The organism is Bradyrhizobium sp. ISRA442 (genome assembly GCF_038085055.1).
GTDB lineage: Bacteria > Pseudomonadota > Alphaproteobacteria > Rhizobiales > Xanthobacteraceae > Bradyrhizobium.
In genome coordinates this window covers 381,582-394,288 of record NZ_JALGCN010000005.1, presented here as the reverse complement: position 1 = coordinate 394,288, position 12,707 = coordinate 381,582, and the positions used below count along the sequence as shown (strand labels likewise).

The following is a 12,707-nucleotide window of genomic DNA, read 5'->3' as shown; positions in this document are numbered from 1 at the left end:
TGATTGAGATGGTGGATTCCGAACCGACCCACGACAATCCACGCAATACCCGCAACCTGCCCGCGGTGGTGACGCCAGGCGAGGTCTTGCGCCCGACCGCGGAAGGCTGGCTGTTGCGCGCGATCCGGACGCTGTTCGGCTGGAAGGCGGGATCGGTGCGCGACGACCTCCAGGTCGTGCTCGACGCCTCTACGCCCGACGACACCGGCTTCTCCGCCGTCGAGCGCACCATGCTGCGCAACATTCTCAATCTGCACGAGCGCCGCATCGCCGACGTCATGGTGCATCGCGCCGACATCGTCGCGGTGAAGAACGACATTCCGCTCGGCGAGCTGATGGATCGGTTCGAGAGCGCCGGCCATTCGCGTCTCGTGGTCTACAACGAGACGCTCGACGATCCCGTCGGCATCGTCCACATCCGCGACTTGCTCACCTTCATGACCGCGCGCGCACGCGTGTCGGAGACGGCCAAGGCCAAGCGCAAGAAGCCGCTGCCGGCCGGGCTAGACTTGCGCGCGATCGATCTCGCGTTGCCGCTGCAAGATGCCCACATCATCCGCAAGCTGCTCTATGTGCCGCCGTCGATGCGGGCGATCGACCTGCTCGCGCAGATGCAGGCGACGCGCATTCACCTCGCGCTGGTGGTCGACGAATATGGCGGCAGCGACGGGCTGGTCTCGCTCGAGGACATCGTCGAGCAGATCGTCGGCGAGATCGACGACGAGCATGACAGCGACGAGCCGCCGTCCATCGTCCGCCTGCCCGACAACACCTTCATCGCCGATGCGCGCGCCAGCCTCGACGACGTCCGTTCGGTGATCGGCGAGGATTTCGTCACCGGAGAAGCCGGCGAAGAGGTGGAGACGCTCGGCGGCTATCTCGTCAGCTTCGTCGGCCGCCTGCCGGTCCGCGGCGAGGTGATTTCCGGCCCCGGCAATTACGAAGTTGAGGTGCTCGATGCCGATCCACGCCGCGTCAAACGGCTGCGCATCTCGACGCGGAAGGAACGTCCCGCACCGCGCACCCAACGCGAGAGCCGCCGCCGCGAGGCGCCGCCGGATGCAGGCCAGCCGCAGACAGGCGACACGCCTACTCCGCCGCCGAGCGACGGAGCCGGCACGCCGTGAGTCCCTTCCAGCGACTGCAACCGATCGCCCTCGCCATCATCCTGACCTGGGGATGGAAGCGTGCCCTCATTGCAATGGCGGCAGGCGCCCTGTCGGTGCTGGCGCTGGCACCGTTCAACGCGTGGCCGGTGCTGTTCGTCACCTTCCCGGTGCTGGTCTGGCTGATTGACGGCGCAGGCGGCGGACGGTTTGGCGGCGTTCCCGCCGCGGCGTTGACCGGCTACTGGTTCGGACTCGGATATTTCGTGCCAGGTCTCTACTGGATCGGCTACGCCTTCTTCGTCGAGGCCGACGTCTTTGCCTGGCTGACGCCCTTTGCCGTGCTAGGCCTGCCAGCCTATCTTGCGATCTTCACGGCGATCGGATTCGCGCTCGCGCGCCTGCTCTGGACCAAGGATGGCACGCGCGTGCTCGCGCTTGCCGCAAGCCTCACGGTCAGCGAATGGCTGCGCGGACACATGTTGACCGGCTTTCCCTGGAATGCCTTCGGCTATGCGCTATCCGAGCCGCTGCCGCTGGCCCAGACGGCGTCCCTGATCGGCCTCTGGGGCATGACGTTCCTCACGATTGCGATCTTCGCGAGCCCTGCGGTGTTGATCGACCGCACGGCGGACCGCGGTGTGGCCTGGCGCGTGCCGGCCGCAGCGGTCGCACTGCTGGTCGTCATGGGCATCTTCGGCGCCATCCGCCTGTCCCTGCATCCGACCACGATGGTCGCCGGCGCCAAGCTGCGCCTGATGCAGCCAAACCTGCAGCAGGATGCGAAGTTCAACTACGCCGCCAAGGCAGAGGTGATGAAGAAATACCTCTCGCTGTCGGACCGCGCCTCCGGCCCGCAGTCGACCGGCGTGCGCGATGCCACCATTCTGATCTGGCCGGAATCCGCCTTTCCGTTCTTCCTGACCCGCGAAGCCGATGCGATGGCAGAGATCGCCGATCTGCTGCCTAAGGGAACGGTGCTGATCACCGGATCGGTCCGTGCTCCTGACCTACCGCCCGGCAAACCAATCACTCGCGCCTACAATTCGATCTACGTGATCGACCACGACGGCAGCGTGCTCGCGGTTTACGACAAGCTGCACCTGGTACCGTTCGGAGAATTCCTTCCCTTCCAGGACCTGATGGAGAAGCTCGGCTTCGAGCAACTGACGAGGGTACGCGGCGGCTTCATCCCGGGCACCGTACGGCACGCGCTGCCGGTGCCTGGTGCGCCGCGCGCGCTGCCGCTGATTTGCTACGAGGCGATCTTTCCCGGCGACGTCGCCGCGCGCGACGAACGTCCCGGCTGGATCGTGAACCTCACCAATGACGGCTGGTTCGGCATCTCGACCGGTCCCTACCAGCATTTGGAGCAGGCGCGGATGCGTGCCATTGAGCTCGGGCTGCCGCTGGTCCGCTCCGCCAATACCGGCGTGTCGGCGGTGATCGATCCGGTGGGACGAACCGTTGCCAGGCTCGGTCTCGGGATCGAAGGCATCCTGGATGCAGGCCTGCCAGCCGCGATCCCGCCGACTGTCTACGCGAGGGTCGGCGACATCCCCGCGGCCATGCTCGTCGCGCTGGCCGTGATCCTGGCGGTGCTGCGACGCGTTGGCAGACGGCACCCCTGATCGCGCCGTGCTCAGCGAGGAGTCCGGAAACCCTTGACAACCGTAGTCCGCGGTTGACAGACCGCTCACGGCCTCCGCATTCTGGCCTCGCTGCAGCAAGACAGCGGTGCATTGCTAAATTTCTCCGCAATGTTTCCCCAATCAGAGTGAAATTTGATATCGCTGTCACCTGAGGCAATACTTCCATTGCGCCAACGGTGGTGTCTGGAGGGCTGAGGAAATGTCGAAAGCGCCCAACCCTGTTGACAAATATGTCGGCAGTCGCGTGCGCATGCGCCGCATCATGTTGGGCATGAGCCAGGAAAAGCTCGGCGAAGCTTTGGGCCTGACGTTCCAGCAAATCCAGAAATACGAGAAGGGCACCAACCGGGTCGGCGCGAGCCGCATCCAGCAGATTGCCGAGATTCTGCAGGTGCCGGTATCGTTCCTGTTCGAGGGCGGACCGAGCGGTACGCCGGGCGCCGACGGATTCAGCGAGGGCGCCTCTCCCTCCTATGTCTCCGATTTCCTCGCGACCTCGGAGGGGCTCGCCTTGACCAAGGCGTTCACCCGAATCGGCGATTCGAAGCTGCGCCGCTCCATCGTCGATCTCGTCGAGCAGATCGCCGCCCGCGAAGGCCCCGACAAGCGCTGACGCGCGCCACCTCATTCCGATTTGAGACTGTGCCAAATCTGGCCTATGTCGTCATGTGAGGGCGCGCCTTCGGTGCGCCCTCTCCGATGATGCGATTCAAAGGCACAGATGCGTCAATGGCGAGCTCCAATTTGTTCGATTCCCAAACTATTCTCGATGGCATCCGCCGCTGGGTGGAGATCGAGACGCCGACGGACACGCCTGAACAGGTCAACAAGCTGGCGTCCCTGGTTGCGGATCACTATCGCGACCTGCCGGCAACTATCGAACGCGTTGCCGGCGTCGATGGCTGCGGCGATCACCTCATCGTCCGTTCGGCGTGGGGCCAGGATCAGCCGGGCATCCTGGTGCTCAGTCATCTCGATACTGTCCATCCCATGGGATTCATCGAGCGACTGCCCTTCAAAGTGGAGGGCGACAGCGCGTTCGGTCCCGGCATCTACGACATGAAGGGCGGCGCCTACATCGCCCACCACGCCTTTCGCGTGCTGTGCGCCACGGCGGATCGCTCGCCGCTCGGCATCACCCACATGTTCACCTCCGACGAGGAGATCGGCAGCCCCACCTCGCGCGCGTTGATCGAGCAGGAAGGGCGCAAGGCCAAATACGTGCTGGTGACGGAGCCCGCGCGCGACGGCGGCAAGATCGTCACCGGGCGCAAGGGCGTCGGGCGGTTCGAGGTCTTCATCAAGGGCGTGCCCGCGCATGCCGGCACGCGGCCCGAAGACGGGCGCAGCGCGATCCGCGAGCTCGCCAATGTCATTCAGGTGCTGGAGGGAATGAACGACCTGAAGCGCGGCGTCACCGTCAATGTCGGCGTGGTGCGCGGCGGCACGCGTCCCAACGTGACGCCGGAAGAGGCCTATGCCGAAGTCGATCTACGTGTCCCCAGCTTCACCGATGCAGAAGAATTCGTCGGCAGGATCCTCGGGCTGAAATCCAAGACTGACGGCGTCACCCTCAAAGTCACGGGCGAGCTCAACCGTCCGCCGTATGAGAAGAACAATTCGGGTGCCTCGCTGTTCGAGCATGCGAAGACGCTGGCTGCCGAGCTCGGCTTCGACCTGATCGACGTTCATACCGGCGGCGGCTCGGACGGCAATTTCACCGCCGCGCATACCGGCACGCTCGACGGACTCGGCGTCGACGGCAAGGGCGCGCACACCCATTTTGAGCAGCTCTACGTCTCCTCGCTCGAACCGCGCGCGCGGCTGCTCCATCGCCTCTATCAGACGCTGCGATGATCGACGACAAGCCGCATCCGCGCCGCACCGATGACAGCGAGCGCGCATTCTTCGGACGCCGCAAGGGTCACAAGCTGAGGCAGCACCAGGCCGACCTCGTCGACAATTTGCTGCCGCATCTGGCGCTCGACATCGCGCACGAGGCGCCAGCGGATGTCCGCGAGATCTTCGATCCGGCCGCGAGCGACCTCAGGCTCGAGATCGGCTTTGGCGGCGGCGAACATCTTGCGGCCGAGGCGCAGAACTTTCCCACGACCGGCTTCATCGGCTGCGAGCCCTATGTCAACGGCATGGCCAAGATCCTCGCGCAGATCGAGGTCGGCAACATCGGCAATATCCGCCTGTTCGCAGGCGACGCCGCCGAGCTGCTCGCCTGGCTGCCGCAAGCATCGCTGTCGCGGATCGACCTGATCCATCCCGACCCGTGGCCGAAGCGACGGCACTGGAAGCGGCGCTTCGTCCAGGACAAGACCATCACGGCGATGGCGCGCGTGCTGAAGACGGGCGGCGAATTCCGTTTCGTCTGCGACATCGACGATTACTGCGCCTGGACGCTGTCGCATCTCGCACGTTCGCCGGATTTCCTCTGGCTTGCGGAGCGCGCCGATGATTTCCGCCTGCCCTGGGCCGGCTACACCATGACGCGCTACGGCAGGAAAGCCGCACGCGAGGGACGCAAGGCGGCGTATCTGCGGTTTCGCAGAGTGTAGTCGCGACGATCTCAGATCGTCTGCCGGTTGCGCCAGAACGTCACGACGCGCTCGGCGGTCGTGGGCATCAGGCGCGTGAAGTTGGTGCGGGCGGCTTCGATGTCGGCATCGGCCGGCGTCCGGTGCGGACCGTACCACAGCAGGATCAGCGCGCGCACCGTCGGCCAACCGAGATTCAAGACACGGCCGAGGATCAGGATCGGATCATAACGATCGCCTGCGATCAGGCGATCGAGGTTCGCGAGCCTGACGCCGGACATCGCGGAGAGCGCGGCGATCGACTCCTCGTATTTGTGCGCCTTGGCGAAGCCGAGCAGCGCGCTCTCGCCGAGATGACCCTCGCGATGGAGGGCGAGCACGGTGCGCTGCGCGTCCGAGAAATCGCGCCGCGGTCCGGGCGGCCGCGCGGCTTCCTCGATCGCCGCCATCGCGCGCTTGATCTCGACCTGGCGAACCGGATTGACCACGCTGGACAGGCGGCGGCGAATGACGTCGAGCGTGCCGTCGAGCAGCTCCTTCAGATGATCGCCCGAGAGATCCTCGCGCTGACCGAGCTTGAGCGTCAGGACGCCATCCTGCGAGGCGCGCTTGATCAGCTCGGAGTAGCCGCCTGGCGAGAACACCGCACCGGCATTGCCGGCGGCGCGACGTATTACGTCGCGATCGCCGCGCTCGACCAGAACGTCGGTGACGTCAGCCGACAATGTCGGCCGCTCCGTCATCGCCAGCAGATGGCCCTGCCCTTTCAGCCGTGCGATCTCGATCAGCGCGGCTTCGTCGAGCACGGGCGAGCGGCGCAGCACCGGGCCAGCCACCATGATCTCGTTCTCGCGGGCGAGCTGCCTCACCAGAAGGCGCGGCGCGTTGTTCAGGCGCGAGAAACGCTCGGCGAGATCGACGCGCGAGGCCAGCTCGGCATGCGGGACGAGGTCGATCAGGAGATCGTCGAACAGCGCAACGAGGTCGGGACGGAGCCTTGCGGAATCCCGAAGGAACAGCTCGGCGATGGCGCGCGCCACCTCGCCGCGACGCTTCGGATCGCCGCGTCTGACGATATCGTCCAGTCCGGGAATGAGCGACGTGGCAACGGTCATGAAACGCAACTCGAATCGGGCACGCCGCGGGTGCGCCCTTGGCTCAAGCCGCCCCACAATCGGGAAATCTAGGCTCCCTAGATGAACGAAGCGTTGCTTGAACGGGCAGGCAAATCGGCCGCAAAAAGCCCCTCGCCGGCTGCGATGGGCCTTGTCCGGGAGGGTGGAAAGCGCTATATCAGCGCCAACTTAATCTTCTCATACGATCCGCGTAATGAGGGTGGGCCCGAAAGGACCCGCTCTTTTTTATTACCTGAACGCGGCTTGGCGGGAGGAGTGCGGCCCGACGGCTTGTTGGGGCCGAAGGAAGTCCGAACCAGCCTCTGAAGCGTTATAACCAAGCCTTAACCATCGAGCGCCTTGACCCTGAATATGACCGAACCGAACCTTGGTTCCACGGATGCCGAATTGCTGGCTGAGCCGCGGCTAGTGGTCGAGCCGGGCGTGGCGGCACGGGTGTCGGCGATCGCCAGCCCGGTGCTCGAGGGCATGGGCTACCGTTTGGTGCGGATCCGCATTTCCGGCGAAGCCGGCTGCACCCTGCAGATCATGGCCGAGCGCCCCGACGGCTCGATGCAGCTTGAAGATTGCGAGGCAATCTCGCGGGCGCTGTCGCCCGTGCTCGACGTCGCCGACCCCATCGACCGCGCCTACCGGCTGGAAATCTCCTCGCCCGGAATCGACCGGCCGCTGGTGCGGCGCTCGGATTTCGAGCGATATGCGGGGCATCTCGTCAAGATCGAGATGGCGGTCGCCCACGAGGGACGGAAGCGGTTCCGCGGCATGCTCGCCGGGGTCGAAGGCGACCGGGTGCGGGTGAAGCGCGACGACGTGAAGGCCGGCGACGAGGCCGAGGTTCTCCTGGTGATGGAGGATATCGGCGATGCACGGCTGGTGCTGACCGATGAACTGATCGCCGAATCGATGCGCCGCGGCAAGGCCGAGGCACGCGAGATGCGGCGCAATCTCGGGTTGGAGCCGCCGCAGGCCCCGCACGCGAAGATCAGCGAGAAGACGACGAAGAACACCAAGCCGAAGAAAAAGCCGGCCCCGAAGAACACCAAGCAACATCGCCTTGCCGCCGAACGCGCGCGGCGCGGCGAAATCGAGCCTGACGAAGGAGACTAGCCATGGCAGTCAGTGCCAATCGTTTAGAACTGCTCCAGATCGCAGACGCCGTTGCGCGCGAAAAATCGATCGACCGCAGCATCGTCATCGCCGCGATGGAGGACGCCATCGCCAAGGCGGCGCGCGCCCGTTACGGCAGCGAAACTGACGTTCACGCCGAGATCGACCCGAAGAAGGGCGAGCTCCGTCTGTCGCGCCACATGCTAGTGGTCGACAAGGTCGAAAATCATTCCAACCAGATTTCGCTGACCGACGCGCAGCGCGCCAATCCCGGCGCCCAGGTCGGCGACACCATCGCCGACACCCTGCCGCCGCTCGAATACGGCCGTATCGCCGCGCAGTCGGCAAAGCAGGTGATCGTGCAGAAGGTGCGCGAGGCCGAGCGCGACCGGCAGTACCAGGAGTTCAAGGACCGCATCGGCGACATCGTCAACGGCGTCGTCAAGCGCGTCGAATACGGCAGCGTGATCGTCGATCTCGGCCGTGGCGAAGCCATCATCCGCCGCGACGAGATGCTGCCGCGCGAAGTATTCCGCAACGGCGACCGCGTCCGCGCCTATATTTTCGACGTGCGTCGCGAGACCCGCGGCCCGCAGATCTTCCTGTCCCGCACCCATCCGCAGTTCATGGCCAAGCTGTTCGCGCAGGAAGTGCCGGAAATCTATGACGGCATCGTCGAGATCAAGGCGGTTGCCCGCGACCCCGGCTCGCGCGCAAAAATCGGCGTGATTTCCCGCGATTCCTCGGTCGATCCGGTCGGCGCCTGCGTCGGCATGCGCGGCTCGCGCGTGCAGGCGGTGGTGAACGAGCTGCAGGGCGAGAAGATCGACATCATCCCCTGGTCGCCTGATATTGCGACCTTCGTGGTCAACGCGCTGGCGCCGGCCGAAGTGTCCAAGGTTGTCATCGACGAGGACCGCGAGCGCATCGAGGTCGTGGTTCCCGACACCAACAACCAGCTTTCGCTGGCGATCGGCCGCCGCGGACAGAACGTCCGTCTCGCCTCCCAACTCACCGGCTGGGACATCGATATTCTCACCGAGCAGGAGGAATCGGAGCGTCGCCAAGCCGATTTCGAGAACTCCACCCGCGTCTTCATGGAATCGCTCAATGTCGACGAGGTGGTCGGCCAATTGCTGGCGTCTGAAGGCTTCACCTCGGTCGAGGAACTCGCCATGGTGGATGTCAAGGAACTCGCCGGCATCGAAGGTTTCGACGACGAGACCGCGCAGGAGCTCCAGAACCGCGCCCGCGAATATCTGGAGCAGCAGGAGGCCGAGCTCGAGGCCCGGCGCAAGGAACTCGGCGTCGAGGACGCGCTCAAGGACGTGCCGGGCGTGACCTCGAAGATGCTGGTGAAGTTTGGTGAGAACGACATCAAGACGGTCGAGGATCTGGCCGGCTGCGCCACCGACGACCTGGCCGGCTGGACCGAGCGCAAGGAAGGCAGCGAGCCGACCAAGCACGCCGGTGCACTCGATGGCATCGACATCTCCCGCGACGACGCGGAAGCCATGATCATGCAGGCGCGCGTCAAGGCCGGCTGGATCACCGAGGCCGATCTCGCCAAGCCCAGCGAGGAGGCCGAGGCGACCGAAGACCAGCCGGCTTAAGGGCAACAGGAGATGTCGCCCGGATGCTCGCTCACACTGACCCCGAACTCGACCATGGACCGCGGACCGAAAGGTCCGCGACCATGCGGATGTGCGCGGTCAGCCGCGAGGTCCGGCCGATCGACGAGCTGATCCGCTTCGTCGTATCGCCCCAGGGCGAGGTGGTTCCCGATCTCAAGCGCAAGCTGCCCGGACGGGGCATGTGGATCACCGCATCGCGCAAGGCGGTTGCGGAAGCCGTCCGCCGTAACCAATTTAGCAAAGCCTTCAAGCGCGACCTGCGCATTCCTCCGACGCTCCCGTCAGATACGGAGACGCTCCTGGTTCGGAGCGTGGCCGAGGCACTTGCGATTGCGGCCAAGGCGGGCGGGGTCGTGGCCGGTTTTGGCAAGGTCGAAAGTGCCTTGCGGGAAGGCACGGTCGAGGTCCTGATCCATGCCAGCGACGGGGCCGCGGACGGAATCCGCAAATTGGACACGCTGGCGCGGCAAAATGACGGGAATCGCGGTGCCCGGCCGCCGATTCCCATCGTTACTGCATTGAAATCGGCAGAATTGGATTTGGCACTGACCCGGTCAAATGTGATACATGCTGCGCTGCTCGCGGGCCCGGCGAGCAGGACATTCCTGTCACGTAGCCAGATGCTGGTCCGATACCGGCTGGCGGACGATGACAAGACTGCCGAAAATCACGGCCAGGATTTCTGAAGACAACGACAAACCGGATGACGGTGCGGCAACGCACAACGTTAACAAGATCAAGATTGGGACTACTGAATGGTTGATACCAAGACCCCTGGCGACAAGAAGCTGAGCGTTCCGAGCAAGACGCTATCGCTCAAGCCGCGCGTCGAAACGGGTACCGTGCGCCAGAGCTTCAGCCATGGCCGGAGCAAGCAGGTCGTGGTCGAGAAGCGCGGCAAGCGCCGCATCGGCGACGGCGGCCCCGAGCCGCAGGCCCCCGAGGTTGCGAAGCCGGCAGCGGCTGCGCCCGCTCCTTCGCGCCCGGCCCCGCCGCCCGCCCAGCCGCGCAATGCCGGTTCCGGTGTGGTGCTGCGTACGCTGACCGAGGACGAACGTTCCGCCCGCGCCAGCGCGCTGGCCGATGCCAAGCTGCGCGAGGTCGAGGAACGCCGCCAGGCCGAGGAAGAGGCCCAGCGCCGCGCCGTTCGCGAGGCTGCCGAACGCGCTGAGCGCGAAGCCGCCGAAGCCCGCCGCAAGGCCGAGGAAGAGCGCCATCGTCACGAGGACGAAGCCAAGCGCAAGGCCGAAACCGAGGCCAAGAAGCGTTTTGGCGAAGGTGAGCAGCCGCAATCGGCCGCGCGTACCGCGACGGCGGCACCGGCCACTCCTGCGCCGCGTCCCGGCGCAGCCACCGCGCGGCCGACGGCCTCTGCGGCCCGGCCCGCGACGACCGCACAGCGGCCGGCCGGCCCTGCGGGTCGCGCACCCGCGATCGCGGCCGGACCGGACGAGGACGAGGGTCCACGCCAGATCCGTCGCGGTCCCGGCGGCGCCGTGCGCCCTGCGGCAGCCCCCAAGACCACGCACAAACCAGGTCCGCAGAAGGAGCGCGGCCGCCTGACCGTCGTCACCGCGCTCAATGCCGACGACGTGCGCGAGCGTTCGATCGCCTCGTTCCGCCGCCGCACCCAGCGCCTCAAGGGCCATGCCTCGAACGAGCCGAAGGAAAAGCTCATCCGCGAAGTGACGATTCCGGAAGCGATCACCATTCAGGAACTCGCCAACCGCATGTCCGAGCGCGCGGTCGACGTCATCCGCATGCTGATGAAGCAGGGCGCGATGCACAAGATCACCGACGTGATCGACGCCGACACCGCGCAGCTCATCGCCGAAGAGCTCGGCCACACCGTGAAGCGTGTTGCCGCCTCCGACGTTGAAGAAGGCCTGTTCGACGTCGTCGACGATTCCACCGATACCGAGCCGCGTTCGCCGGTCGTGACCGTGATGGGTCACGTCGACCACGGCAAGACCTCGCTGCTCGACGCGCTCCGCCATGCCAATGTGGTCTCGGGCGAAGCCGGCGGTATCACCCAGCACATCGGCGCCTATCAGGTGTCTTCGCCTGAAACCGGCAAGAAGATCACCTTCATCGACACGCCCGGCCACGCCGCGTTCACCGCGATGCGCGCCCGCGGCGCCAAGGTGACCGATATCGTCGTGCTGGTGGTCGCGGCCGATGACGGCGTGATGCCGCAGACGGTCGAAGCCATCAACCACGCCAAGGCGGCGAACGTGCCGATCATCGTCGCCATCAACAAGATCGACAAGCCCGACGCCAAGCCGGAGCGCGTGCGCACCGAGCTGCTCCAGCATGAAGTACAGGTCGAAACGTTCGGCGGCGAAGTCGTCGACGTCGAGGTCTCCGCCAAGAACAAGACCAATCTCGACAAGCTGCTCGAGATGATCGCGCTGCAGGCCGAAATCCTCGACCTGAAGACCAATTCGCATCGCCCGGCCGAAGGCACCGTGATCGAGGCCAAGCTCGACCGCGGCCGCGGCCCGGTCGCGACCGTGCTGGTTCAGCGCGGCACGCTTCGTGTCGGCGACATCATCGTCGCCGGTGCCGAAATGGGCCGCGTCCGCGCGCTGATCTCCGATCAGGGCGAGACGGTGCAGGAAGCCGGCCCCTCGGTGCCGGTCGAAGTGCTCGGCTTCAACGGCCCGCCGGAGGCCGGCGATCGCCTCGCGGTGGTCGAGAACGAAGCCCGCGCCCGCCAGATCACCAGCTACCGTGCGCATCAGAAGCGCGAGAACGCGGCAGCCTCGATCTCCGGCATGCGCGGCTCGCTCGAGCAGATGATGTCGCAGTTGAAGACGGCGGGCCGCAAGGAATTCCCGCTGATCGTCAAGGCCGACGTGCAGGGCTCGCTGGAAGCGATCCTCGGCTCGCTGGAGAAGCTCGGCACCGACGAAGTCGCAGCCCGCATCCTGCATGCCGGCGTCGGCGGCATCTCGGAGTCCGACGTGACGCTCGCGGAGGGTTTCAACGCCGCGATCATCGGCTTCTCGGTTCGTGCCAACAAGGAGGCGGCCGCGGCCGCCAAGCGCAACGGCATCGAGATCCGCTACTACAACATCATCTACGACCTCGTGGACGACGTGAAGAAGGCGATGAGCGGCCTGCTCGCGCCGACCCTGCGCGAAACCATGCTGGGCAATGCCGAGATCCTGGAGATCTTCAACATCTCCAAGGTCGGCAAGGTCGCCGGCTGCCGCGTCACCGACGGCACTGTGGAACGCGGCGCCAATGTGCGCCTGATCCGCGACAACGTCGTCGTGCACGAAGGCAAGCTGTCGACGCTGAAGCGCTTCAAGGATGAAGTGAAGGAAGTCCAGTCCGGCCAGGAATGCGGCATGGCCTTCGAGAACTATCACGACATGCGTGCCGGTGACGTGATCGAGTGTTATCGAGTGGAGACGATCCAGCGCTCCCTGTAAGTCCAAATCTTACCGAAGCGCCCGGATCTTTTTTGAACTGAAATTGCGGGAGTGCGATGGCCGGATTTTTCCGGCCATCCGCCTCT

11 protein-coding genes are annotated in these 12,707 nt (G+C 65.4%); 10 read left to right on the top strand and 1 reads right to left on the bottom strand.

What is annotated here, in order from left to right; genetic code table 11:
* Positions 1 to 8 precede the first annotated feature (8 nt).
* The 5 genes from MTR72_RS14110 (at position 9) to trmB (ending at position 5,325) form a co-directional block, all read left to right on the top strand.
* Positions 9 to 1,127, top strand: a complete 1,119-nt coding sequence (locus tag MTR72_RS14110; RefSeq protein ID WP_280967381.1) for a hemolysin family protein — start codon at positions 9 to 11, stop codon at positions 1,125 to 1,127.
* Positions 1,124 to 2,737: an apolipoprotein N-acyltransferase gene (gene lnt, locus MTR72_RS14105; protein WP_280967382.1), complete on the top strand. Its 1,614-nt coding sequence runs from the start codon at positions 1,124 to 1,126 to the stop codon at positions 2,735 to 2,737. The genes MTR72_RS14110 and lnt overlap by 4 nt, the downstream gene beginning before the upstream one ends.
* A gap of 220 nt (positions 2,738 to 2,957) precedes the next feature.
* Positions 2,958 to 3,371, top strand: coding sequence for a helix-turn-helix domain-containing protein (locus MTR72_RS14100; RefSeq protein ID WP_280967383.1), 414 nt, complete (start codon positions 2,958 to 2,960; stop codon positions 3,369 to 3,371).
* A gap of 86 nt (positions 3,372 to 3,457) precedes the next feature.
* The gene (locus tag MTR72_RS14095; protein ID WP_280967384.1) at positions 3,458 to 4,615 is read left to right on the top strand and encodes a M20 family metallopeptidase; all 1,158 of its coding nucleotides are present in this window, start codon (positions 3,458 to 3,460) and stop codon (positions 4,613 to 4,615) included.
* Positions 4,612 to 5,325, top strand: a complete 714-nt coding sequence (gene trmB / locus MTR72_RS14090) for a tRNA (guanosine(46)-N7)-methyltransferase TrmB (protein ID WP_280967385.1) — start codon at positions 4,612 to 4,614, stop codon at positions 5,323 to 5,325. Before MTR72_RS14095 ends, trmB begins: the two co-directional genes overlap by 4 nt.
* An 11-nt stretch (positions 5,326 to 5,336) precedes the next feature.
* Here trmB and MTR72_RS14085 read toward each other — a convergent pair whose 3' ends face one another.
* Positions 5,337 to 6,419 carry a DUF2336 domain-containing protein gene (locus tag MTR72_RS14085; protein ID WP_280967386.1) on the bottom strand — a complete coding sequence of 361 codons (1,083 nt, stop codon included), beginning with the start codon at positions 6,417 to 6,419 and terminating at the stop codon, positions 5,337 to 5,339.
* An 81-nt stretch (positions 6,420 to 6,500) separates the two neighbouring features.
* Between MTR72_RS14085 and MTR72_RS14080 the strand changes: the two genes are divergently transcribed.
* The 5 genes from MTR72_RS14080 to infB all read left to right on the top strand — a co-directional run bounded on the left by MTR72_RS14080 (position 6,501) and on the right by infB (position 12,621).
* Positions 6,501 to 6,746: a hypothetical protein gene (locus MTR72_RS14080; protein ID WP_280967387.1), complete on the top strand. Its 246-nt coding sequence runs from the start codon at positions 6,501 to 6,503 to the stop codon at positions 6,744 to 6,746.
* A 45-nt stretch (positions 6,747 to 6,791) separates the two neighbouring features.
* Entirely contained in the window at positions 6,792 to 7,547 is a 756-nt protein-coding gene (rimP, locus tag MTR72_RS14075; protein WP_280967388.1) for a ribosome maturation factor RimP, read from the top strand.
* Between the two features lie 2 nt (positions 7,548 to 7,549).
* Positions 7,550 to 9,160, top strand: coding sequence for a transcription termination factor NusA (gene nusA / locus MTR72_RS14070; protein ID WP_280967389.1), 1,611 nt, complete (start codon positions 7,550 to 7,552; stop codon positions 9,158 to 9,160).
* Positions 9,161 to 9,183: 23 nt separating this feature from the next.
* On the top strand, positions 9,184 to 9,867 hold the full coding sequence (locus MTR72_RS14065) for an RNA-binding protein (protein WP_280967390.1): 684 nt from the start codon (positions 9,184 to 9,186) through the stop codon (positions 9,865 to 9,867).
* A 69-nt stretch (positions 9,868 to 9,936) separates the two neighbouring features.
* Entirely contained in the window at positions 9,937 to 12,621 is a 2,685-nt protein-coding gene (gene infB / locus MTR72_RS14060) for a translation initiation factor IF-2 (protein ID WP_280967391.1), read from the top strand.
* Positions 12,622 to 12,707: the final 86 nt, after the last annotated feature.